Here is a 26,516-nt window from a genome sequence, read left to right as displayed (position 1 = left end):
ACGTGGCCTAACGGATAACGAGTCTTCGCAAAGGCTTCAGTGACGAAGTCACCAAACTCCGCTCCAAACCCTTCTTTTCTTCGAAGCGCCTTAAAAATCAATGCGAAATGCCCAAAGGTCATAATGCCAGCTGGCTATCCCAGAACAATCCATAGGTTTCAGAAATCCAATTTCTGGCTAGCATAGCGTTGAAGGGCACAGCCGGAAGCGCCGATTGCCCGAGGCGTGCGCCAGAAAGCAGTTGGGGTTCCAGTTGACCGAAGTCTCCGTAGCAAACAAAGATTTTTACACTCAGCTTCACAAATCAAACCTCGGGTACGGCACCTCCTCATCCTACCTGATGGACGTTATCCTGCCGCTGGCGCGAGACGTGAAGCCTGCAAGAATTCTGGATTACGGCTGCGGAAAAAGCTCATTGATTGAAGAGCTTGCCGCGAGCCTGCAATGCACCTCACACCGCTACGATCCTTGTATTCTGGAATATAACGATATGCCGGAGGGGCGTTTCGATCTTGTGCTGAACACGGATGTGCTGGAGCACGTGCCGGAGGACGAACTGGACGATGTTTTAGCGGACATTCAGGCCAGATCAGACAAGGTTATCTTCCATATCCCAACCCTTTACGCGACAGCCTTGTTGGCTGATGGGTCCAACGCACATTGCACCGTTCGCTCAACCCCTTGGTGGCAGGAGAAGCTATCGCAGCACTTTCCGTATGTGGAGGTTTTGCGCAGCACCAACAACGACCAGCAATTTTATGTCACGTGGGACGCCTCCGCTGAAGCGCGGCAGAACCTGAGACAGGTTTACCGACAGCGCAGGCGCGCCAACTCGGTGGCAAAGCGCAAACACATTTTGCGTATGTTGCGGATGAAGATGTTTAAGGGGTACGTGCCAAAGCACGAGTTGCAGAACGATATTGCTGGCAAGCGCATCGCCGTCGTTGGCAACGCGCAGTCCCTCAGCAACAAAGAATATGGACCGGAAATTGACGGCCATGACATCGTGATCCGGCTGAACCGCGGCACAATTCCGCACACCAAAAGCCATGGCCAGAAGCTCTCATGGGTGGCAACAAGCCTCGATATTCCTAAAAGCTTTGTGTATGGCGAGCAGGCGCGGCGGGTTATCTGGACGCCGGCTGAACGTAGTTTCTCTCTGCCCCATTGGCTCGCCAGACATAACGATGTTGTCTACCTGATGAAACCCGCAGAGTTGAGGGGTTATCAAGCGCGTACAGAGAAGAAGCCGAGCACCGGTTTCCGCCTATTGGGCCTGCTGGAAGAGTTGAGCGGTTACAAGCATATCAACATCTACGGCTTTGACTTCTTCGCCTCCCCCACAAACACCAACCACATTGAGCCCAGCAAGGCGCGGGCGGATCATGGTTATGACCGAGAGCATCATGAAGTTCAAAAATGGATGGCTCGCGATCCGAGGGTTTCTCTTAAACTCTGAATCTGTACTTTTGCGCGTATTCTCATCCTTAAATCGAAACCGCTTTTCGGGAATACGCTCTAGGCTTTCGCCAGAACTTCCAGTCCGGCGCGGTCAACAATCTCGATGGTTCCGCGGGATTGGGTGATCCAGTCACGGCGCTGGAACTCGCGCAGTTGGCGGGAGATGACCTCACGCGCCGTGCCCAGTTCTGCTGCCATTTGCTGGTGCGTGGTGGCCACTTGCTTGCTGCTACCAGCAAGTTCCAGCAGTTTTTGCGCAAGGCGGATGTCCATGCGTTGGAACGCAATCTCCTCGATCACCAAAAACAGGTCCGTGATGCGCTTGGAGTAGGCGGAGAACACAAAGCGGCGGAAGGTTTCGGATTGCGCAATGAGATCATCAAACACCATGCGCGGAATAGCGACCGCCTGCGTGTCTGTCTCCGCGATGCCTTCTGCTGAGTAATCCTCATAGGCCAGCAGACAGGCCGTCGTCAGCACGCAACTTTCACCTGCATGCACACGGTAGAGAATGATCTCGCGTCCACCTTCGGAAAGCTGCTGTACACGCACGGAACCCGAAAGCAAAAGCAGGAGGTTTTCCGGAGCTTTCCCAGGACCAAAGATGATGGTGTCGGCAGGCACAGAGACAATGGTGCTACGATTAACCAGAATGTCCCTGATGTGATTTTCCAGCTTGGAAAGGCCTTGGAATCGATCGATCCAATTGGCAGCAGCGGTTGTCATGGTTTCCTCCCGAAACGCCCCCAAAAATGCGTATATTCTTGGCATAGTGCATAAAAGCGTTTAGCGCAATCAGGGCCTTTAGCAGAAGAATAATCTAATGACCCTGTGCTACCAGCTGCATTCAGGAATAAATTTTCACTTCAGCCTTATTCTGAGCGTTCGCCGACAACACCCAAAGCCTCTTCGGCTGACAAGCGCTCTTCCGGAGATAGTTTCAGCAGGCCTTTAATCGCGCCCTTGATGTTGTCCGGTGTGCCATCCAACCGCGCTTCCAGCTTTTCATCCAGCAAAGATTGATCATTGCTGCTGCCACTACGGAATTCCTGAAGTTCGTCAATCAGCTCCTGCTGCGCATTTTTGCCAGCAGCTGCCGCAACAAGCACAAGACCACCTGCCCAGGAATCCACCTTAGAAGACAGCTCCGCTCCATCAACAAACCGTTCAGGCGGCTGGTTGTTTGGCGTACCACCAATCTCCATTTCAAAATGCTGGCCATCCTCACAATCAGCGGCAACCCCCTCATGCGCCGTTGCATAGTCAAAGCTTGTGATCACCGGTTCTGTGCTGTCTTCCTCACGAAACTGAATGGTGTCGATGTTCAGATCCTGATGGAAGATGTTCCGCTTTTGCAAAAACGAAACTCCGGCCAAAAGTCCTCCGGCGAAGTCGTTGAGCGGCTCTTCATCCATGCCTTTGTCTTCTGGGAGACGGTCATCCAGCGACCCACCCTTCAGTTTTTCACGGATGGCGAATGGCTCCCCGAACTCAGTCAGGCCTGCGCCTTTCAGCTTCAAAATATTCTCGCTGCCGGGCGCGTGATCAAACTCACCAAGAGCGGTGAGGATCTTGGCTTCGTGCACCAGCAGCTCTGCCCCGACAAAGGTGGGCGGGGAATCCGGTCCAGCGGAATACGCGTTTGGCCGCTTGATCACGGCATCTTCCATATACGGATAGTCTTGCACCACGCCAGACGCATCATAAGACAACACATTTTCCGCATTGGCCGCACCACCTGTGACAGGAGGACTGACCTTGCCTGTCACGTCCATGGCATGCTCTTCAGAAATGCCAAACATGTTGCCATAGGGCTGTTTGCCACCGTTGGTGTTGCCATGTTGAAAGGCTGAGGGCACGGAATCTGGCTCAATGACCATGGTTCCGTCTGGTTTGGTTTGCACCTTGATGGGGCTGTTGTCCGGAGGCGTTTCAAGTGCGTTTGCGGAGCCCGCTGCTGCTTGTGCTGGCGGCAGATCAATGCTCAGGACTTTGGCGACAGCTCTCATCCACGTGTCATAGTCAGCCATTATCACCTCGAAAAACATCACCAGCCTTGCGAACCACTCGAGATCTCCTCGTTTCAGCCTGCAGTATCGGGAAGTATCGTTGTTCGCCTATGCGCTGAAAAGCAAACAGCCAAAACAACGTGTAAGCGGCCCTACCAAAATAATGAGAATTGCAGCTACTGCTGCTCATCCTCTGGCTGATCTTCAATCAGCGCTAATGCTTGCTCAGCGGTCATTCGCTCATTCAGATCGATCTTCAGAAGTCCTTTGATCACGGCCTGAATGTTTGGCGGTACATTTGCGATGCGCGGATCAAGAAAGGCATCATAAAGCCCCTGATCTCTGCGCCCGTCTTGTGCACGAAACTCTGCGGTCTCATCGAGGAAAGCTTGTCGCCCCTCATTACCGATTGCCGCTTGTAACATCAGAACTCCGCCATTCCAGGAGTCGATCTTGCCGGTCATCTGGCCATTTTCATCGTATACTTCCGGCGGTTGAATATCGGGAGAACCGCCTCTCCTGTAGCCGAAGTCCCGACCATTTTCGTGGTCAGAGGCGATGCCCTCATGTGCTGAGGCTGTATCAAAATCACTGATAACCGGCACAGTGCTGTCATTTTCGCGAAACAGGATGTTATCAGCCTTCAGGTCCTGATGAATGATGTTCCGATTTTGCAAAAACGCCATGCCAGAGAGAACGCCCTTTGCAAAATCATTCAGTTGCGGCTCTTCCAGACCGCGATCATCAGGGATACGATTTGCAAGTGTGCCGCCATTCATTTCTTCCATGATCAGGAACGGATCACCAAACTGCGAAATGCCAGAGCCTCGATATTCGATGATATTCTCTGCCCCCTTCGCATCTTTGAAATGAGAGAGAGCGGTCAAGATTTTGGTCTCATGCACAATCTGATCGGCACCAACAAACTGCAATGAACCATTTGCCTCTTCCATCGCATGGCATCGTTTGATAGCGGAATCTTCAATATCCGGGAACTTTTGCAGGTATCCTGTCGCGCCACTCGCGAACACACTTTGCAGCCGCTCGTTGCCAACCTTATTGGGCGGTGTGAGCAGACCTTCTACATTCATCGAATGTTCAGTAGGTTCATAAGTCACCTTATCACGCCGACCTAAACTGCGTTCCCGTTTGGCTTTAATCGTGGCTGGAACAGAGCGTCGATCAATAACCATGGTGCCATCATTTTTCCGGTTCAGGCGGATAGGGCTACCTGCCTGCGGCATCTCGTTGTAAACCCGGCGTTCCGGTGGCTGCTCGCCCTCTCCTGGCTGCGGATCATGCTGGTGCAACTCGCGATGCTCGGGCCGTTCCAGTTCCTCAAATTCCTCGTCATCCATATCCTCCTGTTCGCCCGCTTCATAAGGTGGCGGAGGATCGTAAGGCGGCGGGGCCTCAAACGGGATTTCCGGTTGCCGCAAGTCTACACCGCGCTGCTCAACACCCCGCTCAATGTCGCGTTCGTCCTCATCATCTCCAAGCGCCAAAAACTCGCCTTGCTCTTCGATAATGCGGCCTTGCTGATCGTGCGTGGGCCGTTGCTCAATGCCTTCCTCGATGTTTTCCTGCTCTTCATCCTCAACGATGGCCATAAACTCGCCGCGCTCTTCCTCAGGCCCATCAACAATCATGTCTTCAACGGCATTGTCACCTTGCGGAGGGATCTCACCCAGCCGGACATTCAATGCCCGTTCCACAGCATCCAGCCATTGCTCTTGCTCTGGCGGCAGGTTTTCCTGATTTCCAGCGGGGTTTTGGGGTTGGGCAGGCACGGCATTCCTCCGACAATCGGTCCTGAGAGATACAATATATCATGCGAAGAAAAATGCCTTCCGCTAAGTAATGTTTATTGGAGTTTAGGTGTAGGCAGTCTTAGCGAGGCCCGCAAAATTGTGCAGCCTGCGTTTACCCAGTCGCAATCAATGTGCTCGTCAGCTTTCTACACCTACCCCGTGGCGTCCCTTGCCGTGGCTGAAAGCCGTTGCGCCGGAAACGGTCTCTCCGCTGGAGATTACCGAAAGGCCGCGCCGCATCTCGTTCCTGATCGCTTCTGCTTCTGTCATGTCCCACTGTTCAAACATGGAAAGCCGGTCACTGCGCATGCACATTTGCGGAAATTGCGCCATATGCGCCGCCAATTCCTTCGCCCTGGTGAGAGCCTCCCCGTCTTCCACCAGGCGATTGACGAGGCCAAAAGCCACGGCTTCCTCGCCGCTCACACTGCGTCCTGTCAGGATCATATCTGCGGCGCGGGATTGGCCGATCAAACGCGGCAGGCGGATGGTACCCATATCAATCAGTGGCACGCCAAACCGCCGGCAATAGACGCCAAACACCGCAGATTTTCCGGCAACGCGCATATCCGCCCAAAGCGCCAGCTCCAACCCGCCAGCCACTGCATGGCCCTCAATCGCCGCAATCACTGGCTTTGATAGCCGCATTCGAGACGGGCCCATCGGCGCGAAATCGCCTTCCTCTTGCAGGGTATTAAGCTTGCCTTCTGAAATGGCTTTAAGGTCAGCCCCAGCGCAGAACGTGCCTTGAGACCCGGTGAACACGGCAACGGAGAGGCTGTCGTCCTCATCAAAACGAGTAAAGGCATCCACCAGCAGCTGCGCCGTCTCCCCATCCACCGCATTGCGCCGTTCAGGTCTATCCAGCGTAATAACCGCCGTCGTCCCCTCAACCTCAAAACCAACCGCCATAAACCCCTCCCCTGAAATTCAGGAGAAGCCTAACAGAACTTGCCAAGCCCCGTCAGCCATTCAAAGGTGGAGTGTGGGTCTCTATTTGGCAGAGCGTTTACGGGGGATTTATTGCTTGGGCTTTCTTCTAAAGATACGCCCAAGCACGACATCTAAGACCTTTTCGAGGGCAAAGAAGGCTGCACCTGTTCCCAGTATTATGAGGATGGGAATGCGTGTGAGAAAATACAGAAACTCTCAAATGACAAGAAGCCAGCCAAGTATGCCTGTAACCACAAGTGTTTTACTAGGCCTCTTCTTTCCGCCTTCATTTTCCAATAGCTCCTCCCCTCTTCCCGACCTAAACAATATTTGGGGAGAGGATCCAATATTGCAAGTATAGGTTGTTTCTACACTCAAAGCATTTGGGGGTTCGGGAAGATTGGTCATGTGGCTATCGGTATAGACATTTTCAAATCAAAATGTCTATACCGATTCTGAGCATCCAGATCTTCAGAGCTGCGCCAGCAGCAGGCGCAGCTTCTCCAATATTTTACAAGCTGAAGGACGCCAGAGCGCTTGGAGATGTCGCATTGACCAATGAGAAGACCTGTTTGGCGAGCTCAGTCTGAACGTGCTGCGCTTTCTCGCGCGCCAGATCTAAATTCATGTCCTTATCAACGTTTGCGGCAGCCTCAGAATCGACTGGTTCCGCTGGCTGAGACAACCCAGCAATCTTCTCATCACGGATCACACTAATGCTGTTATAAGCCTGATCAAGTGCACCTTGCCAGCTAGCAACGGCTTCTCCCAGAACACTTACAACGCTCTCGGCATCATCACCCTCAAGCATCTCTGAGAAATCGAATGTAAGTACGTTTATCCCTGCCAAACCTGCATTTTCAGCAGCTTTCCCTTGAAGAACCCAAGTCTGCACGCCAGTTAAATCGTTTGGCTCACCATCAGTGCTATCTGGCAGAATATTTACCAGCTCCTCGAGAAGGTCCTCATTCCGGAGGAAGGGATTGGCTGGGTTAAATTCTATGCCATTAGCAAGAATGCCCTGCATGCCTTCCTGAAAATTTCCAAGGCGATCAGCAAGACCTGAATAGTCTCCGTTGTTTTCCGCAAGTGAGGAGTTCATAGAGGTAAACGCGGCTCGAAGTGGAGCAAACTCAAACTGAAGTTCCGCAGCATGATACTTGAGCGACATCTCTGCCAGCACATTTCTAGTTTCTTCAGAAATCAGGCTATCCGAAGTTCCTTCACCAATTGCAACAGGCTTAAAGTCAATCCCTGATGCGTTCGCTCGAAGGGTCTTGAGGCCCTCATCGGTCTCCGGTTGCACCGCAGAGGAGTTGGGTAGCTGCACAGGGTGCTGTGTTTCGAACAGCTGAACACTGCTAGTATTTAAATCAACAGAATTCATGTTTCTGTCCCTCTCTGGAAATAATGGGACATCTCGGTAAATCCGAGTCTGCAGAAGAGCATCATGCACTTTCATCGAAAGTCTGCAGCAAACCTGACAACGGAATCTATTTCAAAGAAAACAACGCAATCAAAGCTGCAAGTATTCTACCACAATACATGCATAAATCACATGAATTATAATAAGCCACGCAGTTCATTACTTAGGAAAATCGATTTCATCAGGTCCGGCCTCAATACACCTGGAACTATATAATGGTATAGACACTTTAGGAACAAACTGTCTATACTGCCTACATGACAGATCTTCCTCTCGCCTATCAGAATCTCGCCGCCGATTATATTCAGAAAACGCATGATGACAGCAGGGCTTTGCGGGGCTCGGTTTATCAGCAGGCGAAGGGGAATGTGGAGAACATTTTCGTCAAGATGCCGGTCGGTGCCGGGCGCAAGAGCCTGTATGTGGGGCCAGCGTTGCAGCCGGAAACACAGGCGAAGGTCGAGCAGATCAAGTATGCCAGCGAGCGGGCGCGAGCGCGGCGTAAGGACCTGAGCGTACTCAACAAAGTCGGTGTGCTGTCGACACACAGCTATGCGGGCCGCGTGCTGGATGCCATGGCCTATCATGGCCTGTTCCGCAATGGCGCCATTCTGGTGGGGACGCTGGCTTATCAGTGCTACCCGCTGCTGTTGGGGTGTACGTTACCATCCACACAGTTGGCGACGGATGATGCAGATCTGGTGGCTGCCTCACTGGCCATCAAAGCAGATGAGGGCATCGATATGCTCTCGATCTTGAAAGACGCCGACCCGAGTTTTGAGCCTATTCCGGAACTGGACGGACGCGCCAAGCCATCGCGTTTCCGCTCTCGCATCGGGTTTGTGGTGGACTTGCTGACCCCAACCCGCAAGCGCGGCGAAAAGCAACCGCTGGAGCTACAGGGGTTGGATGCGGGAGCCATGAGCCTGCAATATCTGGCTTGGTTGATTGACGAGTCCACACCTGCCGCCCTGCCCTTCGGGGCGGGCATTCCGGTGTATGTGCCACGACCAGAACGCTATGCCGTGCACAAGCTCATCATCTCACAAAAGCGCGCGCATACAGCGACAAAGGTGACGAAGGATCTGGCACAGGCCAAAGCTCTGATCGAGGTCATTGGGCGCACCCGCCCCGGCATGATCAGCGACGAACTGCTGGCGGCACAATCCCAAGGCAAGCAAGGTTGGAGCGATCCCATCGTAAAAGCCATGAAAGCCCTCTGGCCCGACGGTTCATGGCAGGAACACCCTGAGTTTGAGGAGTTTGTAGAGGGACTGTAGGCCCGCTTTCAAAACTCACGCCATGAACAGATTGCTGATGTTGCAGTCTTGCGAAAGATGCCCTTTCTCCCAAATGGAATAAACAATATTCCCAGCAGTATTGAGGACAGAAGGCCCTAACTCATTTCCGTTCATATCAACGGGCACAAAATGAAACTGCTGAGAAGTGTTTGTACCGCCCCTATCAAAAATCCGATAGCACATATCCGGCTTCAGCTCTCCGTCCATCTGTCCTTTGATAAACGCGGTTTTCAAATACCCGTAGCTATCAAACTCACCGTTTCCAACCCACATAACACTCCCCTTAGTATTGGCCTCACTAGCATCAAAGCTGAGAGTATCGCCTGCATACATACAGAGCATCTCTACCTTTATAGGGAGCTAAAGTCACGATAGCAGCACACCGACCTCTGAGCATTCAGGGGGCTTACTGCCCCTCAGGTTTCTTGAAGACTTAAGGAAGACGCGTTATATTAGGCAAGTGGAACGGGAAGCGCTAACTCCCCGCTCCGGTTGTTAGGTTATCCTAAAAAGAGCCCGAAAGTAGACTGCCAGTCGTCTTCGGGCTCTTTTTACTTTGAACCTCAATTCAAATCTCACCTAACCACCACCTCCTTTGACCAGGCTTTGCTTCTGTCGGAGTGCCTAACCTCTCCAATTGCACGGACTGGCGCGTGCTGCTGCTTCGCAAAGGGGTGGTATAGGAGAGCCTATGCTGACAGGAACAGACCGACAACATTATGATTTATCTAGCTTATTATCACTGGTTTATTTTAAAGGGCGAGATCTACTAGTTTCGAGTACTCTCAGCTCACACCCTCAACTCGCCTCAGTCACACTCACATGTTTCATCAGGAAAGCATGGAACACCGCGTCAAACTCCTCCGGCTTTTCGATGTAGGCGGTGTGGCCGCAGTTCCTGACCACGTAACGCTCAACGCTTCCACCATTTGCCTCATAGCGGTCCAGCGCTTGGGAGGTCTGGGTGACCATCGGCTGCGGTGGGAAGGCCTCTTCGCCGGGCCAGCTGGGGAGGAAACCGAGTTTGCCTAATGAGCCCAGATCAAACATGGAGGCATCAGAGACAACGAGATCATCCGCGCCATGCACCCAAAGCACAGGCGGTTTGGCCTCAACATCACAGAACCCCAGAGGGTTTGCCTGACGGGTGGGTACAAGTGCATTGGTGCTGCCATAACGGCCCGGAGCGACACCCGGCCAATTGGGCGAGGGCACCACATCCCCCGGATAGGATTTGTCGCCGGTATGCTGCGCAAACACGGTTGTCATGTAATCGCCTAGCCGCGTGGGCTGGAAGGGCGGCTTCCAGACAAACGTATTGAGGATGTTGCGCGGAGAAAAATCACTCCCCGTACTGCTGTCTTTGCCCATAAGCAGCTTCACAAACTCAGGGTTCACCGCCGCAGCCCCGCTGCCTGCCCCGTCTTCAAAACACGGCGAGCCATCCGCTTTGCAGCACCCAAAGCCAAAGGGAGAGGACGGGCTGACTTGCGTGAGAGACAGCACTCGCTGCGGATAATCAGCAAGAAACTGCCAGAGCACTCCGCCGCCGAGCGAGTGGCCAACCATATGCGCAGCCTCAATCCCCAACTCGTCCATCAGCGCGGCAAGGTCATCGGAAAAATCCTTGGTGCCACGGGTTGCATCCACCACAGCGGCAGGGTCAGCGCCTGCATACCCGCGCAAATCTGGCGCAATGGCACGAAAAAACTCGGGCAAGCGCTGCATAGTTTCTTCAAACCACGTGGCAGCAGAAAGACTGCCATGAATAAAGAAGATCGGCACACCGTCTTCAGGGCCAGAGAACAGCACCCGCGTGGTCAATCGCTTAGATTGAACAGACCGCGCTTCGAGAAGTGTTGGAATCTCAATCATCTTCACCCCAATGCTTTGGTGCACATTACGAGCTGGCCCAAGGAAATGCCTGGGACAAACACGCAGGACCAACGGCTTAAAGCAGTTTCGTTGCCCTCAAATAAAGGCAAACCACCTCAAATAGCTAAAATTTGAAGAATGATGGCGGCGCGAATGCACCAATGTCAAGATACCACGCCATGCACGTATGGTGGGCAGAAACGGGAGAGCAGGCGACAAAGGCAGAGGCGTGCGGTTCCCGTCACCGTGCCCGCTTGGCAGGTGTCGCGAGGGCTTTGATTTCCAGCAGGGCTTTTACTGCGATTTTGCGACTGGTCAGGCTGAGTTGCCGCTGCCAGGCGTCTTCATGACGCGACCAGCGGAACGCATTGCTCTTTAAGATTCGGCAGATCTCCTCGCTGGGTTGCTCATCAAACACAAACTGAATGCGGTTGATACGCGGGTTTTCTCTCACCGTCAGCCCAGAAATACGAATGCTTCCCGGTTCAACCAGTTGCTGTTGTTGCCGAGGATTGTCTTGGTGCATAGCCTCGATCCTTTTTCTATATGCTATTCCTGAACAGACAGAGACGGGATGCCAACGGGCAGGTCTGATCTGATGCCAGTTAATTGACCCGTTGAACTCCCTCTCCGCATCACCCGGCACAGGGGCGTGGTGCTGCAATCACCCTCAATCTACGTAGGTAGGGTCACCTGAATGTTGAAGCAGGGCGAGAACCCGTAGACTGCGATCCTGCAGGTCCTCATTGTGTCCCATAATTGCGTGATTGATAGTGAGCAGCATGTCGTATTCCCGTGTGTGCTCCAGCCGGCTAGTCAAAACGATGTTCAGAGCTTCCACGAGGTTCTTCAATTGGCAGGATGCAAGTTGAAGGCCTTCTAATTCCTGATGAAAAGAGGTTTCGTCCTCTCTGATAATATTCAATTCCGACATTCCGCCTCACCCCGTATTTTTTAAATTAATGACCTATTCCGTGTTTTTATTATCCCGCGAATGCCTCCGGTATTTTGCAGGAGACACCCCAAACTGCCGCGTGAACGCGCTTATGAAATTGTTGTAGTGGCGATAGCCAATGTGCTGCGCGATTTTAGAGAGCGAGGCATCGCTCTGCTCAATCGTTTTGCGTGCAATCTCCAGCCGCTCATTGCGGTAGACCTCAAAAACCGTCCCTCCGAAAATCTTCTTGAAACCGCTGTTCAGGCGCTTCTCGCCAAGGTTCACTTTGTACGCCAGATCACTCAAAGACAGCGGCGTGCTGAGGCTGCCCATCAGCAGCTTGTAGGCTCGCTGCACACTCGCCACTTCGTACTCGTTAAGCATTCCGCCAGCCGACACCTGATTGCTGAGAAAGTTGGCTTTCAGAGCCAGCAATTGCAGCACGGCGCCTTCAATAAACAGGTTCCGCATGGTCCCAACCAGCGGACTGCTGATCACAGACCGCACAAGCCGCCGCATCTCTGGTGTCGGGCGAAACTCCAACAGGTTAAACTCCGGCTCGCTTCGCTTCAGAAACGGAAGGAACGTGGCAGGAATGTCGTCTTCAAGAGCCCGTGCGAGGAACTCCTCTGAAATTGAATAGGAGAGCAACTGCAGGTCGGTGCCGCGCGCAATCTGAAATTTGGTGGTAGAGGGGCCGTATCTGACAAAATTAGCCCGATCCGCACTCAGACTAAATTGCCCAACCCCGGAGACTGTTGCAACCAACGAGCCTTGTAAAAGAAAATTTCCGGATATCGTGCAGGCTTCGTTTCTAAAAGAAGTATAACAAGCGCTAAAATCCCGTTTTGGAAGTATTTTGGCAATCCGAACCTGAAGCTCTTGGTTGTATTCAATATTGCTAATTATAGCAGAGACGTTTTCGTTGTTTACGTAGAGTGGAGCAGATGCGTCAAAGTACTTTCTGAAATGACCGTCACGTATATAGGTCCACTCTGATTGCATTAAATATTCCACTCATAACTATTCCAAAAATAAATTCATTATGCATTTATACCTAGTGCATAATTTTAGTATCAACTAAACAGCGAAACTTAACCCCAGTATTACCCTTGCGAATATTTTCGGCCTTCAAGAATAGAAAAACGGGCACAATTACTTACGGGTATGAACACCATAGTTTTCAAATGGATGCGCACAGGCCCACAGTACACACCCCGCAAATGGGTGTGTTTTAAAGCTAAATCAGTAAATCCTGAAATGAATTCAGGCCTTTTTCAAAGCCTGCTGCATGGCGCGGTAGGATTGGGTTTGCAGGGCGTTTGAGGAGAGGTTGAAGCTGTTGGCCAGTTCGCCGATCTCCTGCTCGTGCTGAGATAGCATGTCGGCGTCATCTGTCATGATAGCCAGTTCAACAAAACGGCCAAGGTCAGGGACTTCATCCAGCGTGATGTGGAACTTGCCGAGAAAGTAGATGTCGCGCTTCTTTTCCAGCCGCTCGACCTCCTCAAACCCCAAAGACAGAATCATGGCGTTCGTCTGATCTGCATCTGCCATATCCATGGAGATACATTTGTCCGGCCCCGGCCCTTTGCTGATCCAGAGTGCACGGCCTGACGGGCGCATGACACGCAGCACGTGTTGCTGGTTGTTGTTGGCAAGGCGCCTGTCTGCAAGGTCATAAAAGATGTCTTGCTCGGTATTGCCAAGGGTGAAGGGCACGGCTCCACGCGCTTCCAGCTGACTGCGGATCACTTCAAGATCGGCAACAGCGTATTTGCGCTCCACTTCATAGATACCTTTGAAGTGATCCCCCGGATCACACAGCATGCCTTTGGTTTGAAGATCGGTCCCAGTCATCACAGGCTCCCTAAGCTCATAAGAGTATCCTTAAAAAGCGTTTGAGAGGGATGCAAGAGCGGAAGCATCACGGACCACTGTTACGTGACCCGTGATGTATGTTTGTGTCGCTAAAGGCCCTTATGGTCGGGAGGCATATTGGGTGCCGACCTTGTAGCGCTTCATCTCGCTGTCGGTCATCCAATGCACATCTTCCGGCGGCGCGGCTTCCAGTGTGTACCAGTAGAACAGCGGATCGATGCCGATGTTTTTGTAGTACTTGAGATACTTCTCGTGCTCCTTATGCGTTTTGGACAAGTCCAGCGCGTTGTAATCCTCAGCACTCCATGAATGCACACCAATGCGCGCGCCCTTCACCACAACTCGCTTTTTACCCGCAAGGAAGAAGTCCGTCCCACCAGACGCGATAATACCGTTTGACGGAATAACCGTGGTCAGCCCGCGTTCATGAACTATGCGGCCCGCCTCCAGATTGGCGTAATCATCATCGGAACCCGGTACATCCACCATGACGATGCGTTTGATCTTCGGGTTCTCATCCAAAGCCGCCCGCAAATCAATCGGCGTGGACGAGCTGATGACTCCATTCATCAGCAGTTCTCCATCCACGGCCTCAAACCGTGCAATCTCGTAGTCATCTTCAATCGAGCCACACCCGGCCAGCACCAGCACCAACAACGCCGCTGCAGGCCAAACCATCATCTTCTTCAAAGCCACCATTCCAAATCCATCAAGTCGTTCTTGTTGGCCTAGTGCTTCTCATAGGTGGGATGAAGGCTGGGTGATCGTCTGCTTGCTTATCAGTATCACCGTCTCCTGTGGGATTGATTTGATTCAGAACGATCATTCTGCTATCAACTGAGTCATGCCAAGAAAAGCCAACATAACCACACAGAACCTGACCGACCGCGCACTGGAGCATTTTTGGGAGAACGGCTTCCATGCCTCCTCCCTAGATGACCTTGTGAAATCAACAGGGGCCACCCGTCACGCCATTTACGGCGCATTCGGCGGCAAAAAGCAGATGTTCCTCGCGTGTTTCCAACGCTATCAGGACCTCGTTGTCTCACCGGCGTTCACTCAGGTAGAGCAGCCTGATGCAACGCTGGAGCAAGTCGCAACCTATTTTGAAGCGCAGATCAGCCGGGCGGAGGAAACCGGCCTTCCGGGCCCGGGATGCTTTGTCGCCAACTCAGCAACCGAGGTTGCACCGCACGACACGGACGTTCTGGCCAAGGTGGAAGAACACAACGCCCGCCTCAAGCTGGGTTTTCTCAATGCGTTGCGCAACGAAACGCCTGCACCGCACCAGCTGAGCGCTGAAGAGCTGGAATTGCTTGCGGGAGTGCTGGTGGTGTTCACCAACGGCCTCTGGTCCACCTCCCGCCTCACCCAAGACGGTGATTTTCTGCGCGCCAGCACCAGACAATTTTTGGAAACCATCAGAACACGGATTTCGGCCCCATGACTGCTATCGCTCCCCCAAATCTCAAAGGAGCCTTCTGGCTCGCCCTGCTGCTAAACCTGCTTTGGATCAATGCTTCCGAGGTCTTTCGCTATTTCGCCTTCGTCATGCCATTGATGCGCAGCTCACTTCCGCAAATTCAGGACGTAGCCCCCATGAACCTGCCGGTGTTTATGATCTGGGGCGTGTGGGACACAGTGCTGGTGCTCGCAGCAACCGGCCTCAGCTGGGTGCTGCTGGAACGGTTCGGCCCAACCATCCGCAACGCGCTTTACGCAGGCAGCGTAATCTGGGCAACAATCTTCGTCATCCTCTGGCTTGGCCTTTGGAACATGAACCTGGCCACCACCCAAGTCGTCCTGACCACCTTGCCGCTGGCCTGGCTGGAAATGATCGTATCCGCCCTTATCGTGAGATGGATGATGGTGCGGGGCTGTTTGGATTGAGCCACTTCAAGGATGCTGGCAAAACTCTCGCCAACATCCAAAAGCAATTCCAATCGGGCACAAAGCCTAGTTTTTCATCTTGTCTGTCTGATGCAATACGACTTGCGCCAAGCCACCTGATTGCGAGCCAGAGACTTCAACCTCAACGCCTTTTTTGACATAGCGATATCTATACTTGCTGTCGCTTTTTACTTTTTTCCAACCACGCTTAACCAGCTCACTTCTTATCCAGCCGGCCAGCATATACACGCCACCACCAACACCGTTGCTGGTCACCATGCAACGGTCAATCCAAGAGTGGAAGACAAAGGTCACCCCCCTTGAACCCGGGAATCTGCTGCCTCCTTCGTCCTTCGGACGGAAGTAGGCAGGAAAGCCCAGACCAAAGGTTGGCTTGTATCCATACTTTGCAAACTTCGCTTTATCTGGTGCTTTGTTACTCGCCGCAAAATCGATACATTGGTCGATAGCTCCGCCGATTGAAGCAGAGAATGTTTTGTTGCTGCGATCAACAATCTCTTCAACGGTTGGGCGAGGGCCTTGTTGCGCGGTTGTGGTACAACCTGCAGCTAACAAAGATAAAGCCAGTACGGCACAAACATGTTTTTTCATTTTCTCACAAAGGGCTAGAGAATATTTTTATGCTAAATGCATATTTATACTCTGCGCTTGCCCCAACCTTATTAGTGTAAAGCGCTGCTCTAAACTTCCTTGCCCTCAATACATGTCACGCAGTACCCTGCCCGACGGATAACGGGGGAGTGTTGAGATGAAGCAAATCACGGGTGGGTGTTTGTGCGGGGCGGTTCGGCTTGTGGCATCTGGGGAGCCGGACAGGGTTGGCGTTTGCCATTGCATGGATTGCCGTAAACATCACGGCGCCGTTTTCCATGCCTCGGCGGTCTATCCTGAGGAGAAGGTCAGTATTGAGGGTAAAGTGAACGCCTATCAGGGCCGCTTCTTCTGCCCAAAATGCGGATCTTCCGTCTATTCAACCAGTGAAGGCGAAGTCGAGGTCCACTTGGGCGCTCTGGACGAACCCAACCAGATGACCCCAACCTATGAGCTCTGGACCACCCGCCGCGAAACCTGGCTACCAGAGTTCCCGGTTGCAAAAACCTATGAGAAGGATCGTGTTGAAGAGTGAAAAGGTTGCAGTCACGCTTCAGCAAGAGCGCTGTACCCCTCTAATCATTTCTTTCTATAAATCCCTCAAAAAACATCTAATCACGACCTTTAAGCCTAACAGAAATCAATCTCTTGATCGTGCTTCAAAACCCAATGACTATAGCCTTGAGCGTTTCACTTGAGGAATGTCTATAAAGAGGTTGCCGAGGATGCCAACTGCAATAAAAGCACCTGAACTCCCCAAGAAGTGGTCGAGTAGCAGTATTCCAAGCGAACATGAAGCAAAGCAAAGTATCAAGATCCTTCAGGCTCGCGCGAAACTGGCCGGAGATTCACAAGCCCGCAAGCTGGCTGATCTAACGCTGCAGAAACTTGGAAATTTTTTGTTATTTGAAGCGAAAAAAGGGGATCAGAACAAGCAAAAGCAAGCGGATGAAATCAAGCCAATGGTCATGAAGCTCTTTGAAAAGGCGCATGAACTAAGTGCTCGTTTAAAGTTGCCATCCGGGTCTTTTGTTGTGCGGGTTGCCAAGCAATCCAAGCCAAAATTTTATCACAACGCCTCAAGTGCCGGAAAAAAGGCCGTTTGGACTTTTAGATACGAAGATGTGGGATTACCATCAGTGAATGGGACATTCGATATCACCATGGACCGCAGCTATGCATCCTTAAAAGGGGATGAGAACAAACAGGCCAAGAAGATTGGTGATGAAGCTGTTGCTGAAACAAAGAAGATTACAAAATCAAGAGACGTAAAGCTGGTGAAGTAAAGCGCTCAGCTTGTAGCAGAGCCCCATTCATGAAGCATATCTTCAATGGCAGTCTGGTTTCGGCAATGCCAAATGCACTGGTTTGTGGCGCTTTCCAAACAGGTCCTGATATTGCGGCGAAGTCTTGAACCATTTTTGAGACTGCGAACTGCGAAGCGGTATTGCTGAAGCGGCCAGTCCGAGTTTCCTGCAGGCAGTTCCCGGCGTGTCTTGCCGATGTTGCGCCACGGACGCGCTATCAGGCGCCATGTCCTGACCAGCTCAAGTGGATCAAGGTAGGAGTGATCACATGTTCGCGATTGGCGAAGCGTCTAAGCGCAGTGGCGTTGCTATTGAAACGATCCGTTATTACGAGCGCGAAGGCATAGTTATCAAACCTGCCCGCGGGGATAACGGACGTCGTGCCTACTCCGAAAAGGAGATCGGGCAGTTACGCTTCATCAAACGCTGCCGGGATCTGGGGTTCACCATCAAAGATGCACAAGCGCTTCTCAGCCTCGGTGAGCAGCAAGACGAGAACTGCAAAATCGCTCATGACATGAGCAAGGCGCATTTGGAGTCTGTCCGCCAAAAAATCGAAAGCCTTCGACAGTTGGAAAAAGCGCTCGAAGAGCTCATGGGAAACTGCGCTAGCGGTAATCTGCAGTGCCCTTTGCTGGATCGTCTGCACGCAGACTGAAACGTCTAACCGGCCTAATCCGTAAAAACATAACAACGCAGAAAAACGCTAAATCGCGCAAAGCAACGCACATTTCAACGCAAACGAGATATCCCCTCTTTAAGCGGGGATTAAGTCTCTTCCAGCAACGCTGGATCAGCCACCACGGCGCGCAGTACCAGATCAGAAACGCTGCGGGCGATTTCTTCCAGATCCTTGTCGGTTTGCTCAGCGCGCGGTGAGTACCAGAAGCATGGGCCGTTCATCAGGATGATGATGGAGTGCAGGGTGATGGAGACTGATTGCTTTGCAAACACACCAGCCTCAATGCCTTCTGTCAGCACACCGCGATACAGATTCTCATAGGCACGGCGCATTTCGATGATTTGCTCGATCATCTGTGTTTCATGAGGCTTGGCCGCACCACGGAAAAACATGCGGGTGTCTTCGCTGACAACACGGTGATAGCTCAGGAACTTGAGGATGCGCAGCACATGGGCAATGGACATGGCGCGCAGCTTCTCGACAGGGGGGATGTCTTGCGCTGCAATGGGGCTAACCCGTTCCATAAGCAAGGAAACAGAGCGCAGGCGGACGGCATAAAGCAGCTCACCCTTGGAGCGGAAATGGTGGTAAACACGCCCCTTTGTAGACCCAAGCAGACCGGCAATATCATCAATGGAAGCCACATCCGGCCCCATCCTCATGAAGCACTCCGCAGCAGCGTCCAATATCTCCTGCTGAGACCGGCTCAAATCTTCGATCATTCCCGTATTCCCCTAAAGGCTCCCGCTGCCTTCCCTTTAACGCAGTTTGCTTGCAATCTGAATCCGACAAACTGCTTTAAAGCATCTTTCTTGCGCCCAGTCCTACCTGAATACCAGCAGGCACATTTCAGGAATGCGCTGTAAATACACAGGTTTACAGTCTCCACCCGAAGCAAAACCCTAGCATACCTAACGAAATTGTGTATCAGAAATTCCTTTACCTGAAGCACCAGTCCCTAGTATAAGTTCAACCTATGATAGATGGAATTGGATCCTCATTTACCGGACTGGCTCGCTCTGCGTCTTACAACGCAGCTCAGCCCGCACGCGTAAACCAGCAGGAATCCACGTCTTTTTCCGTTGAACATGCGGTCCCAAAAGACTCCGTCACCATCAGAAGCGACCTTTCTGCCAACCCGGTAGCGGCCTCCTCTTCCTCTGAAAAGTCCAAGAATGAAAACGGACAGCTTTCTGATGGAGAACAGGAGCAGGTTCAAGAGCTTAAGACACGCGACGCGGAAGTTCGCGCGCACGAACAAGCCCATGCAGCAACAGGCGGTGCCTACGCCGGAGCGCCGAGTTATACCGAGACTCGCGGCCCGGATGGTCACAGCTATGCCATTGGCGGCGAAGTCTCAATCGACTCTGCCCCCGTTTCCGGTGATCCGGAAGCCAGCATTGCCAAGCTGAACACGGTCATCGCAGCAGCCCTTGCGCCCGCTCAGCCATCCGGTCAGGATCAGGCCGTTGCAGCGCAAGCCCAGACGAATCTGGCGCAGGCCTATACCGAGCTGCGCGAGAAGAACCTTGGCGGCAGCGAGGAAGAGCAAGAAGCAAGCGAAGTCAGTGGGTTACAATCTCTGTTGCAGGTTCAGGAATATCCTGAAACCGCCTCTGATCCATCTGCACTGCTGCTCAATGCAACTCAGGCTTATCAAGCCGCGGCAGTTTAACGCTCACCTGAGCATTCTTCACCTAGCAGCAATCCTCAGCACCCCACAAGCGTGCAACAACACCATGAAATCATGGTGTTTTTCTGAGTTGTTAAGTAACTCTACGAGCTAAATACCTGACAGAATTTGCTAAAAAATTTTCATAGAGTCGCGGTGCATATAAGTAAAAGTCATTGACTTGGTTTTTGTAGTGGCCTAAGGCGGAAATGTACTTAGCGTCACTCGAGTTTGCTGTGAAACTGACAAAAGCCAAAGCGACTGTATTTGCTGCACTGTTTGTGTTGATGCAGCTTGTTGCGCCTCCCGGCATGATGGTGTCCGGCGGAGAGGACGGCTTTGAGATTGTCATCTGCACCGCGCAAGGTATGCGAACAGTCCTTCTTGACGAGCAAGGCAACGAACTCCCGCAAGCTGAAGAGCAGGAAGCCTACGACAACTGCGCATTTGGCAGTGTTGTTGCAAAGGCCCTCAGCACGTCTCCTCACACAGAGTTTGGCGGGTCACCCCTTCCTATCGATGTGGTTTCACTGCCAACAAGCGTTGCGCTTGCTGAAACAACAGTGCGCATCGCCGCCCCCAGAGCACCTCCTGTCTGAGCATAAATTGGTTTGTCCCAGCCTTTCTTATTGTGGCTAATTTGCTGACATAAAAGGGCTATTTTATCAAAGGACATTCCTGTTCCGTCATGCAAACCCATGGCAACTTCAGGTTTTCTGCAGGCTGCTTGTAGAAAAACCAGCGCCACATTTGCATGCATTCGGACCTGCAGAGCTCAACGCCTGCAACAGCTCATCCCTCAATCTCGGCAATGTCTGAGGTTGGCTCTGATTGCTCATCAAGCGCAAGGTGCGTTCACTTGGCTTTGAAACCATCCACCGTACTGGCCTGCTGGCTCGCAACATGGTTTGTGATCCTGCAGCTTGTTGCACCGCCCGGCATGATGCCGCGTGCGGGTGCGGATGGTTTTGAAATTTCGATCTGTACTGCACAGGGCCTTCAGCAGATCTTCATTGAAACCTCTGATGAGGATGAGGAGCAAAAAGACAAAAAGAACAATGCGTTCTGCGTTTTTTCGCTTGCCACGCTAAAGTCTCCTTCTTCCGCTCCTTTGGGCGTGTTCATCCTTGAAATCGCCAAGCCAAAGCATGTCTTTGCCCACAACGAGGTGGGACACTACGCAATTTTGCGGCGAAGCCATGCTCCACGGGCGCCTCCTGTCTTTGTTTGATTTTCTCTCGATTACAGACAATGATTGGAACTGAAATGAATAAATTCAAACAACTCCTTGGCGTCAGCGGTGTGCTCGCAGCGTCTCTTCCTGCTCTGATTTCCGGCGTGCCAACAGCACAGGCGGAAGACATTCAACAGCTGCGCATTGCGGTGAAAAAAGATCGCTACAGCGTCGACCCGAAGAAGTTCAACTTCACCACCCGTCGACCAGCCGGGCAGATTGTTGAAACGGCTGTTAAACCAGACGAAAACTTCATTCCGCAAGGCGTGTTGTTTGAGACTTGGGACTACAAAGACGGCATTTACAGCATCAAGCTGCGCGAAGGCATCAAGTTCCACGACGGGCAGACCTTTGACGCCAAAGCCGCCATTGATGCGCTGAAGCTGTACGATCAGGGCCGCTCCGACTTCCTGCAGATTGATCAGGAGAGCTTTGATCAGACCGGGCCTTACACCTTCACGTTCAAGTCCGAGATCAACTCCTCTCTTGTCATTGAAAACATGACCCACCGTGGGGCATCGCTGTTTTCCATCAACGGTGAACGTGCAGAAAATCCAATTGGTACAGGCCCTTACCTGCTGGATAGCTACAAGCCAAAGCAGTCCATCAGCATGAAACGCAATGCGGATTATTGGGGGGATGCGCCAAAGGTTGAAAACATCACCTATCATTTCATTGCAGATGATCAGGTGCGTTTGCTGGCCCTGCAGAACAAAGAGGTCGACATTGTTGCTGAAGTCACCCCTCAGATGCTGCTGAGCTTGCCAAAAGACGGGTCCGTGGTGGTGCACCAGTCCCGCCCAATCCGTTACGTGGCGCTGCTGACCAACCTGCACGGCAAAGCACCATACGACACGCTGAAGGACAAACGCGTGCGTGAGGCGCTGGCTTATGCCATCAACCGCGAGCAGCTGGCACAGGTGCTGTTCAACGGCAAAGGTGTTGTTGCAAAAGGCATTTTGCCAGACTGGATGTTTGGCCTTGGCGACAAGCACGTGGACGGCTTTGACTACAACACCCAGAAGGCAGAAGCCCTGCTGGATGAAGCTGGCTGGACCAAAGGCAGCGATGGCATGCGCAGCAAAGACGGCAAACCGCTGAAACTGCGCCTTGTAGCCGCTTATCCGAACGTTTCCAGCGTACGCCCAATGCCAGAGCTGCTGGAGCAGATGTTCCGCGGCATCGGCATCGACATTGAGCTGGTTCAGGTTGATGATTCAGGCGTTTATGACGACACCTATCTGGCAACCGGCGAAGCGGATCTGTACATGGAGTTTGCCTCCAACAACAACGCGGACCCAACCTACCTGCTGTACAACCTGTTCCACTCCAAGACCCCGTGGGGCTACCAGTACACCGCACCGGGTGGCAAGCTGGACACCATCCTCGACAATGCCCGTCAGGCGCAGAGCCGCGAAGAAGTCATTGAACTTGTTCGTGAAGCGCACCGCGAAATCGTGCAGACCAAACTGGCTGCTATTCCAATCCTGATGGTACCAAACTTCAACCTGTCCCGTCCGGGTCTGAACATCCCAATGTTCGAGCATGCTGACTGGATCGACTACGGTCAGGTTACTCAAACCAAATAAGAGATGCGCAGCACAGGTCATTGCAACACCATGATCTGTGCTGCCTTTTCACGAAAGATCAGCACATGAAGCAGTTTGTTTTCAAGCGCACGCTTTCGGGAATTCCAACTCTGTTTGGCATGACCCTGATTGGTTTTTTAATCATCGGCCTCACCCCCGGCGATCCTATTGAGATGGAGCTGCGTCGCCTCGGCGTGTCGTTCACCGCAGAGCAGGTGGAGGCGCTGCGGGTGGAGTATGGCTTGGATAAGCCACTGATCCAGCGCTACTTTATCTGGCTGCTGGACCTGTTCCGGCTGGATCTGGGCACCTCCATAGCCTCAGGCCGTCCTGTGTTGGAGCTGTTTAAAGAGCACCTGCCCATCACGGCAACGCTGTCCGTTCTGGCATTCGTCAGCTCGCTGGCCCTGTCGCTGGTGCTTGGCACCGTAACCGCTGTATCACAGCGCACATCGGTCTCTACCAGCCTTTATGTGCTGACCATGTTTCTGGTCTCCGTGCCTTCCTTCTGGCTGGCGTTGTTTCTGCTGGCGGTGTTCGCGCTGGGTCTGGGGTGGTTCAAACTGCTGCAATTCGGCAATGCGCAAGATTTGATCCTGCCAGTGATCACGTTGACGCTCGGCAACGCAGCGGTGATGAGCCGCCTTGTCAGGGAACGGATTATCGCTGTGATGAGCGAAGATTACATCCGTCTGGCCATCACTAAAGGTCTGTCACGTCGCGCTATTTTGGGCCGCCACGTGCTGAAGTCCATTCTGCCGCCACTCATCACCAACTGGGCCATCTCTTTCGGTTCCCTGCTAGGTGGGTCTGTGATTATTGAGAATATCTTCAACCTGCCCGGTCTGGGACAGCTCGCCCTGCAAGCCATTGCGGAGCGGGACTTTGCGATCCTGCAGGCGTATCTGCTGTTTATGGGGCTGGTGTTCTTTCTGGCGAACTTTGCGGCGGACCTGACGAACCATTGGCTCATGCCTCAACTCAAGGAGGATGACCATGGCGTACGTCAATAGAGCAAAATCTATCCCCCTCTCGCGGGCAACACAGCTCCTCAGAGGCAGAACCACATTTTTGCTGGGTGGGCTCTTCCTGTGCTTCTTCATCACTCTGGCACTCGGCGGCGAAGCCTTCGCCCCCAACCCGCCCAACCAGATCGACCTGCTGCACCGTCTCAGCGCTCCTAGTTTGACTTACCCGCTCGGAACCGACCATCTGGGCCGTTGTATCCTCTCCCGCCTGATGGCAGGAACCGCACTTTCCCTTGGCACGGCGCTGACAACAGCCGGACTTATCCTCGCCATCGCGCTGCCCGTGGGCCTGCTCTCAGCCCTCTGCAAAGGCTGGGTTGATGCGGTTTTGATGCGGATTGCGGATATCTTCCTCGCGTTTCCCATGCTGGTGTTCGCCCTTGCCATCATCGGTTATCTGGGCGCCTCCCTCACCTCCGCCGTCATCGGCGTCGCCCTAGCCTGGTGGCCAAGCCTCGCCCGTTTGGTCCGCACATTAACGCTGGAAGCAGCTTCCAAAGAATACGTTTTAGCCTCCCGCCAATGCGGACAAAAGCCGCTTAGCATCATCGGGCGGCACATCCTTCCGCAAATTTTACCCCCGCTGCTGGTGGTTCTTTCCCTTGAAATGGCAGGGCTTTTGCTGGTGTTATCCTCCCTCAGCTTCCTCGGCCTTGGGGCTCAACCACCCGCCGCAGAATGGGGTGCCATGCTCAACGAGGCACGGCCTTTCTTCGCAGAGCGCCCAAGCGTGGTGCTGGCTCCGGGCATCGTTATCATCCTCGCCGTTCTCAGCTTCAACCTGGTAGGTGAAGGCATCCGCTTTCAGCTGGACAAGAGGAAACCCTACAGATGGTAGAAATCCCCCTTCTTCAGGTGCATAACCTCACCATTTCCAACAGTGCGCAGAACAACGAGCCGCTGGTTGAAGGCGTCAGTTTTGATCTTGCAACCAACCAGAGGCTGGGTCTGATCGGCAGATCCGGCTGCGGTAAGTCATTGACCTGCCACGCGATTACAGGCGCGTTGCGTGCACCTCTGGAAGCTTCAAGCGGGTCCATCCGGTTTCAAGGCAACGACCTTCTGGCAATGCCTTTTGCTGAAAAGCAGCAGATCCGAGGCACCGGCATCTTCTGTATCTTCCAAAGCCCCGGCAGCGCCTTGCACCCCAGCCTGACCATTGAAACACAACTGCTTGAAACTGCAGGAAACGTCTCACTGCGCGGTCAAACTGCACACCATGCTCTCCTTCAGGCACTCGAAGCGGTTTCACTGCCCAAGCTCTGCCTGAAGCAGTACCCCAACGCTTTGAGCGGTGGTATGAAGCAGCGAGTGATGATGGCTATGGCGTTGATTTTAAAACCGACTGTCCTGATAGCTGATGAGCCGACCACTGGGCTTGATGTCATCACCGAGCACGAAACGCTGCAGGCGCTCAACGTGGTGCAGCAGGAAACCGGCTCCGCTCTGCTGTTCGTCAGCCACGATCTGCGCATTGTCCGCCAAACCTGCACCTCTGTGCTGGTGATGGACGCTGGCCAACTCGTTGATGCCTGCGATCTGAACCAACCAATCGCCCCGGATTGCCACCGTGCGACTGCGGAAATTACAGGCGCTATGGAAAGACTTCAGCTATGACCATGCAAGCAAGACACCTCTCCATCGCCTACGGCTCTAATCAGGTGCTATCACAAGTCAGCCTAACCCTGCATCCCTCCCGCACAACCGGCCTTCTAGGCCGCTCCGGCTGCGGAAAATCAACGCTTGCCAAGGCGATGACGGGGATCATCCCCACACCGCAGGAGACGCTATTCCACAACGACCAGATCTTCTTTCCGGACCTCAGCAAAACCGGAGAAATCATCCACTACATGTGGCAGGATCCACTGGCAGCTTTGAGCCCTTTCTTGAGTGCACTGGACCTAATCTGCGAGCCGCTGAAAGCCATCCATAAGCTGCCCAAGGCTGAACGCCAGCGACAGGCACAAGACCTGTTAGATATGGTTGGGTTGGATGCAACTTGCGCAGCCAAGCGACCACACCAGCTTTCCGGCGGGCAGTGCCAACGTGTTGCTCTGGCACGCGCTTTGGCGGTTAAGCCGCGATTTCTTGTGTTGGATGAGCCGCTCTCCGCGCTGGATCTGGTGACGCAGGAGCAGATAACCTCCCTGCTGCGCAAGGTGCGGGCAGAGATGAATATGGGTCTCCTGATCATCTCACACGACCTGCAAACGCTGGCAAAACTGGCCGATGACATCGCGGTAATGGATGGCGGCAGGATCGTAGAACACAAGGAAACACAAGAGTTTTTCGCAACCCCTGAGCACCAGCTATCTCGCCGTTTTGTCGAGATCTCGAAGTACTCAGCCCCTGCAGCTCTGACACAAACCCCTGCGAATATGCCCGCCTAACCCGGTTTAGGCGGGCATTGTTGTTTGTGGAGCGCTTCTTTTAGGCTTCACACCTTCTCGGGCTTCCAGTCTGGCTGGGTTTCGAAGATCGCCGCTGTTTCTGGCAGGGCATCCCAATGCGGTTTGTCGCGGTCAAAGATGACGACCTCAATTTTCAGATCATCTGCGTTGTCCATGGAACCGAGCGGCAATGTCATGTGGTCAGGCGCGTTGGTGTTGCGGCCATAGATCGGACTTCCACAGTTTGGGCAGAAGGCTTTGGTGACCTTTGAGCCGTTGGCAGAGGTGTAAAGATATTCGCCCAGCTCGCCGGAGATATTCACCTGATCAGCCCGGAACATGGCACCAACCGTATGGCCGGTCCCACTCACCCGGCGACATTCCTCACAATGACATTGAGCTGTAACCACCGGGTCACCCTCAATTTTGTAGGACACCGCCCCGCACATACAACGCCCGGATCGCTTGTTCACTCTCG

The 26,516-nt window shown here is 53.1% G+C and carries 30 protein-coding genes; 15 read left to right on the top strand and 15 right to left on the bottom strand.

The window, feature by feature from the left end; all coding sequences use genetic code 11:
* Positions 1-214 precede the first annotated feature (214 nt).
* Positions 215-1,459 (top strand): glycosyltransferase family 29 protein, encoded by a 1,245-nt coding sequence (locus tag PsAD46_RS10220; protein WP_063306758.1) that lies wholly within the window; start codon positions 215-217, stop codon positions 1,457-1,459.
* Between the two features lie 59 nt (positions 1,460-1,518).
* On the opposite strand, the gene PsAD46_RS10215 is transcribed toward PsAD46_RS10220, so the two are convergent.
* The 5 genes from PsAD46_RS10215 to PsAD46_RS10195 all read right to left on the bottom strand — a co-directional run bounded on the left by PsAD46_RS10215 (position 1,519) and on the right by PsAD46_RS10195 (position 7,601).
* Positions 1,519-2,187: a Crp/Fnr family transcriptional regulator gene (locus tag PsAD46_RS10215; protein WP_063287872.1), complete on the bottom strand. Its 669-nt coding sequence runs from the start codon at positions 2,185-2,187 to the stop codon at positions 1,519-1,521.
* Positions 2,188-2,333: 146 nt separating this feature from the next.
* On the bottom strand, positions 2,334-3,491 hold the full coding sequence (locus PsAD46_RS10210) for a protein kinase (RefSeq protein ID WP_063306836.1): 1,158 nt from the start codon (positions 3,489-3,491) through the stop codon (positions 2,334-2,336).
* Positions 3,492-3,646: 155 nt separating this feature from the next.
* Entirely contained in the window at positions 3,647-5,260 is a 1,614-nt protein-coding gene (locus tag PsAD46_RS10205; protein WP_063287871.1) for a protein kinase, read from the bottom strand.
* Positions 5,261-5,419: 159 nt separating this feature from the next.
* Positions 5,420-6,193: a crotonase/enoyl-CoA hydratase family protein gene (locus PsAD46_RS10200; RefSeq protein ID WP_063292980.1), complete on the bottom strand. Its 774-nt coding sequence runs from the start codon at positions 6,191-6,193 to the stop codon at positions 5,420-5,422.
* Between the two features lie 532 nt (positions 6,194-6,725).
* A complete protein-coding gene (locus PsAD46_RS10195; RefSeq protein WP_063292981.1) occupies positions 6,726-7,601 on the bottom strand; it encodes a hypothetical protein in 876 nt (291 codons plus the stop codon).
* Positions 7,602-8,029: 428 nt separating this feature from the next.
* Here PsAD46_RS10195 and PsAD46_RS10190 point away from each other — a divergent pair, with 428 nt between their 5' ends.
* The gene (locus tag PsAD46_RS10190; protein ID WP_208981760.1) at positions 8,030-8,920 is read left to right on the top strand and encodes a GSU2403 family nucleotidyltransferase fold protein; all 891 of its coding nucleotides are present in this window, start codon (positions 8,030-8,032) and stop codon (positions 8,918-8,920) included.
* A 15-nt stretch (positions 8,921-8,935) separates the two neighbouring features.
* Here PsAD46_RS10190 and PsAD46_RS10185 read toward each other — a convergent pair whose 3' ends face one another.
* The 7 genes from PsAD46_RS10185 to PsAD46_RS10155 form a co-directional block, all read right to left on the bottom strand.
* A complete protein-coding gene (locus PsAD46_RS10185) occupies positions 8,936-9,214 on the bottom strand; it encodes a hypothetical protein (protein ID WP_153040724.1) in 279 nt (92 codons plus the stop codon).
* A 525-nt stretch (positions 9,215-9,739) separates the two neighbouring features.
* Entirely contained in the window at positions 9,740-10,816 is a 1,077-nt protein-coding gene (locus PsAD46_RS10180) for an alpha/beta hydrolase (protein WP_063292984.1), read from the bottom strand.
* A 241-nt stretch (positions 10,817-11,057) separates the two neighbouring features.
* A complete protein-coding gene (locus PsAD46_RS10175; protein ID WP_063292985.1) occupies positions 11,058-11,342 on the bottom strand; it encodes a hypothetical protein in 285 nt (94 codons plus the stop codon).
* Positions 11,343-11,486: 144 nt separating this feature from the next.
* The gene (locus PsAD46_RS10170) at positions 11,487-11,750 is read right to left on the bottom strand and encodes a hypothetical protein (RefSeq protein WP_063287863.1); all 264 of its coding nucleotides are present in this window, start codon (positions 11,748-11,750) and stop codon (positions 11,487-11,489) included.
* Between the two features lie 33 nt (positions 11,751-11,783).
* On the bottom strand, positions 11,784-12,521 hold the full coding sequence (locus PsAD46_RS10165; RefSeq protein WP_208980887.1) for an AraC family transcriptional regulator: 738 nt from the start codon (positions 12,519-12,521) through the stop codon (positions 11,784-11,786).
* 498 nt (positions 12,522-13,019) lie between these two features.
* Positions 13,020-13,613: a class IV adenylate cyclase gene (gene cyaB, locus PsAD46_RS10160; protein WP_057462130.1), complete on the bottom strand. Its 594-nt coding sequence runs from the start codon at positions 13,611-13,613 to the stop codon at positions 13,020-13,022.
* Positions 13,614-13,733: 120 nt separating this feature from the next.
* Entirely contained in the window at positions 13,734-14,333 is a 600-nt protein-coding gene (locus tag PsAD46_RS10155) for a hypothetical protein (RefSeq protein ID WP_063306756.1), read from the bottom strand.
* 145 nt (positions 14,334-14,478) lie between these two features.
* Between PsAD46_RS10155 and PsAD46_RS10150 the strand changes: the two genes are divergently transcribed.
* Both PsAD46_RS10150 and PsAD46_RS10145 read left to right on the top strand, forming a co-directional pair.
* On the top strand, positions 14,479-15,081 hold the full coding sequence (locus PsAD46_RS10150; protein WP_063292987.1) for a TetR/AcrR family transcriptional regulator: 603 nt from the start codon (positions 14,479-14,481) through the stop codon (positions 15,079-15,081).
* On the top strand, positions 15,078-15,524 hold the full coding sequence (locus tag PsAD46_RS10145) for a hypothetical protein (RefSeq protein ID WP_063292988.1): 447 nt from the start codon (positions 15,078-15,080) through the stop codon (positions 15,522-15,524). The genes PsAD46_RS10150 and PsAD46_RS10145 overlap by 4 nt, the downstream gene beginning before the upstream one ends.
* 66 nt (positions 15,525-15,590) lie before the next feature.
* Here the strand turns inward: PsAD46_RS10145 and PsAD46_RS10140 are convergent, their stop codons facing one another.
* On the bottom strand, positions 15,591-16,136 hold the full coding sequence (locus tag PsAD46_RS10140) for a hypothetical protein (RefSeq protein WP_063292989.1): 546 nt from the start codon (positions 16,134-16,136) through the stop codon (positions 15,591-15,593).
* Positions 16,137-16,293: 157 nt separating this feature from the next.
* Between PsAD46_RS10140 and PsAD46_RS10135 the strand changes: the two genes are divergently transcribed.
* The 3 genes from PsAD46_RS10135 to PsAD46_RS10125 all read left to right on the top strand — a co-directional run bounded on the left by PsAD46_RS10135 (position 16,294) and on the right by PsAD46_RS10125 (position 18,101).
* On the top strand, positions 16,294-16,671 hold the full coding sequence (locus PsAD46_RS10135; RefSeq protein WP_063292990.1) for a GFA family protein: 378 nt from the start codon (positions 16,294-16,296) through the stop codon (positions 16,669-16,671).
* Between the two features lie 190 nt (positions 16,672-16,861).
* A complete protein-coding gene (locus tag PsAD46_RS10130; RefSeq protein ID WP_063292991.1) occupies positions 16,862-17,422 on the top strand; it encodes a hypothetical protein in 561 nt (186 codons plus the stop codon).
* 289 nt (positions 17,423-17,711) lie between these two features.
* Complete coding sequence (locus PsAD46_RS10125; RefSeq protein ID WP_063287855.1) at positions 17,712-18,101, top strand: MerR family transcriptional regulator; 390 nt, start codon at positions 17,712-17,714, stop codon at positions 18,099-18,101.
* 110 nt (positions 18,102-18,211) lie between these two features.
* Here PsAD46_RS10125 and PsAD46_RS10120 read toward each other — a convergent pair whose 3' ends face one another.
* Positions 18,212-18,847, bottom strand: coding sequence for a TetR/AcrR family transcriptional regulator (locus PsAD46_RS10120; protein WP_063306755.1), 636 nt, complete (start codon positions 18,845-18,847; stop codon positions 18,212-18,214).
* Between the two features lie 254 nt (positions 18,848-19,101).
* On the opposite strand from PsAD46_RS10120, the gene PsAD46_RS10115 reads away from it, so the two are divergent.
* The 8 genes from PsAD46_RS10115 (at position 19,102) to PsAD46_RS10080 (ending at position 26,038) form a co-directional block, all read left to right on the top strand.
* Positions 19,102-19,800 carry a putative metalloprotease CJM1_0395 family protein gene (locus PsAD46_RS10115; RefSeq protein WP_063287853.1) on the top strand — a complete coding sequence of 233 codons (699 nt, stop codon included), beginning with the start codon at positions 19,102-19,104 and terminating at the stop codon, positions 19,798-19,800.
* Positions 19,801-20,033: 233 nt separating this feature from the next.
* Positions 20,034-20,396, top strand: a complete 363-nt coding sequence (locus PsAD46_RS10110; protein ID WP_063295921.1) for a DUF2946 family protein — start codon at positions 20,034-20,036, stop codon at positions 20,394-20,396.
* Between the two features lie 260 nt (positions 20,397-20,656).
* Positions 20,657-21,028, top strand: coding sequence for a DUF2946 family protein (locus PsAD46_RS10105; protein ID WP_153040723.1), 372 nt, complete (start codon positions 20,657-20,659; stop codon positions 21,026-21,028).
* A gap of 35 nt (positions 21,029-21,063) precedes the next feature.
* A complete protein-coding gene (locus PsAD46_RS10100; protein WP_063306835.1) occupies positions 21,064-22,620 on the top strand; it encodes an ABC transporter substrate-binding protein in 1,557 nt (518 codons plus the stop codon).
* Positions 22,621-22,685: 65 nt separating this feature from the next.
* Positions 22,686-23,633, top strand: a complete 948-nt coding sequence (locus PsAD46_RS10095; protein WP_063306753.1) for an ABC transporter permease — start codon at positions 22,686-22,688, stop codon at positions 23,631-23,633.
* Complete coding sequence (locus tag PsAD46_RS10090; protein WP_063306752.1) at positions 23,617-24,486, top strand: ABC transporter permease subunit; 870 nt, start codon at positions 23,617-23,619, stop codon at positions 24,484-24,486. Before PsAD46_RS10095 ends, PsAD46_RS10090 begins: the two co-directional genes overlap by 17 nt.
* The gene (locus PsAD46_RS10085; RefSeq protein WP_063306751.1) at positions 24,480-25,265 is read left to right on the top strand and encodes an ABC transporter ATP-binding protein; all 786 of its coding nucleotides are present in this window, start codon (positions 24,480-24,482) and stop codon (positions 25,263-25,265) included. The genes PsAD46_RS10090 and PsAD46_RS10085 overlap by 7 nt, the downstream gene beginning before the upstream one ends.
* Positions 25,262-26,038 carry a dipeptide/oligopeptide/nickel ABC transporter ATP-binding protein gene (locus PsAD46_RS10080; protein ID WP_063306750.1) on the top strand — a complete coding sequence of 259 codons (777 nt, stop codon included), beginning with the start codon at positions 25,262-25,264 and terminating at the stop codon, positions 26,036-26,038. Before PsAD46_RS10085 ends, PsAD46_RS10080 begins: the two co-directional genes overlap by 4 nt.
* A 47-nt stretch (positions 26,039-26,085) precedes the next feature.
* On the opposite strand, the gene PsAD46_RS10075 is transcribed toward PsAD46_RS10080, so the two are convergent.
* Positions 26,086-26,511 carry a GFA family protein gene (locus PsAD46_RS10075; RefSeq protein ID WP_208981759.1) on the bottom strand — a complete coding sequence of 142 codons (426 nt, stop codon included), beginning with the start codon at positions 26,509-26,511 and terminating at the stop codon, positions 26,086-26,088.
* Positions 26,512-26,516: the final 5 nt, after the last annotated feature.

The organism is Pseudovibrio sp. Ad46 (assembly GCF_001623065.1).
Lineage (GTDB): Bacteria > Pseudomonadota > Alphaproteobacteria > Rhizobiales > Stappiaceae > Pseudovibrio.
This window is presented reverse-complemented; position numbering and strand designations above follow the sequence as displayed.

What these genes read in the sequence shown, in the direction of transcription:
- PsAD46_RS10150 (WP_063292987.1), top strand. Translation starts at nt 14,479, where the DNA reads ATGCCAAGAAAAGCCAACATAACCACACAGAACCTGACCGACCGCGCA.
- PsAD46_RS10095 (WP_063306753.1), top strand. Translation starts at nt 22,686, where the DNA reads ATGAAGCAGTTTGTTTTCAAGCGCACGCTTTCGGGAATTCCAACTCTG.
- cyaB (WP_057462130.1), bottom strand. Translation starts at nt 13,613, where the DNA reads ATGACTGGGACCGATCTTCAAACCAAAGGCATGCTGTGTGATCCGGGG.
- PsAD46_RS10080 (WP_063306750.1), top strand. Translation starts at nt 25,262, where the DNA reads ATGACCATGCAAGCAAGACACCTCTCCATCGCCTACGGCTCTAATCAG.
- PsAD46_RS10130 (WP_063292991.1), top strand. Translation starts at nt 16,862, where the DNA reads ATGCCAACTGCAATAAAAGCACCTGAACTCCCCAAGAAGTGGTCGAGT.
- PsAD46_RS10100 (WP_063306835.1), top strand. Translation starts at nt 21,064, where the DNA reads ATGAATAAATTCAAACAACTCCTTGGCGTCAGCGGTGTGCTCGCAGCG.
- PsAD46_RS10190 (WP_208981760.1), top strand. Translation starts at nt 8,030, where the DNA reads ATGCCGGTCGGTGCCGGGCGCAAGAGCCTGTATGTGGGGCCAGCGTTG.
- PsAD46_RS10185 (WP_153040724.1), bottom strand. Translation starts at nt 9,214, where the DNA reads ATGTGGGTTGGAAACGGTGAGTTTGATAGCTACGGGTATTTGAAAACC.
- PsAD46_RS10115 (WP_063287853.1), top strand. Translation starts at nt 19,102, where the DNA reads ATGATAGATGGAATTGGATCCTCATTTACCGGACTGGCTCGCTCTGCG.
- PsAD46_RS10140 (WP_063292989.1), bottom strand. Translation starts at nt 16,136, where the DNA reads ATGAAAAAACATGTTTGTGCCGTACTGGCTTTATCTTTGTTAGCTGCA.
- PsAD46_RS10175 (WP_063292985.1), bottom strand. Translation starts at nt 11,342, where the DNA reads ATGCACCAAGACAATCCTCGGCAACAACAGCAACTGGTTGAACCGGGA.
- PsAD46_RS10090 (WP_063306752.1), top strand. Translation starts at nt 23,617, where the DNA reads ATGGCGTACGTCAATAGAGCAAAATCTATCCCCCTCTCGCGGGCAACA.
- PsAD46_RS10125 (WP_063287855.1), top strand. Translation starts at nt 17,712, where the DNA reads ATGTTCGCGATTGGCGAAGCGTCTAAGCGCAGTGGCGTTGCTATTGAA.
- PsAD46_RS10145 (WP_063292988.1), top strand. Translation starts at nt 15,078, where the DNA reads ATGACTGCTATCGCTCCCCCAAATCTCAAAGGAGCCTTCTGGCTCGCC.
- PsAD46_RS10195 (WP_063292981.1), bottom strand. Translation starts at nt 7,601, where the DNA reads ATGAATTCTGTTGATTTAAATACTAGCAGTGTTCAGCTGTTCGAAACA.
- PsAD46_RS10155 (WP_063306756.1), bottom strand. Translation starts at nt 14,333, where the DNA reads ATGGTGGCTTTGAAGAAGATGATGGTTTGGCCTGCAGCGGCGTTGTTG.
- PsAD46_RS10085 (WP_063306751.1), top strand. Translation starts at nt 24,480, where the DNA reads ATGGTAGAAATCCCCCTTCTTCAGGTGCATAACCTCACCATTTCCAAC.
- PsAD46_RS10210 (WP_063306836.1), bottom strand. Translation starts at nt 3,491, where the DNA reads ATGGCTGACTATGACACGTGGATGAGAGCTGTCGCCAAAGTCCTGAGC.
- PsAD46_RS10170 (WP_063287863.1), bottom strand. Translation starts at nt 11,750, where the DNA reads ATGTCGGAATTGAATATTATCAGAGAGGACGAAACCTCTTTTCATCAG.
- PsAD46_RS10215 (WP_063287872.1), bottom strand. Translation starts at nt 2,187, where the DNA reads ATGACAACCGCTGCTGCCAATTGGATCGATCGATTCCAAGGCCTTTCC.
- PsAD46_RS10180 (WP_063292984.1), bottom strand. Translation starts at nt 10,816, where the DNA reads ATGATTGAGATTCCAACACTTCTCGAAGCGCGGTCTGTTCAATCTAAG.
- PsAD46_RS10120 (WP_063306755.1), bottom strand. Translation starts at nt 18,847, where the DNA reads ATGATCGAAGATTTGAGCCGGTCTCAGCAGGAGATATTGGACGCTGCT.
- PsAD46_RS10135 (WP_063292990.1), top strand. Translation starts at nt 16,294, where the DNA reads ATGAAGCAAATCACGGGTGGGTGTTTGTGCGGGGCGGTTCGGCTTGTG.
- PsAD46_RS10200 (WP_063292980.1), bottom strand. Translation starts at nt 6,193, where the DNA reads ATGGCGGTTGGTTTTGAGGTTGAGGGGACGACGGCGGTTATTACGCTG.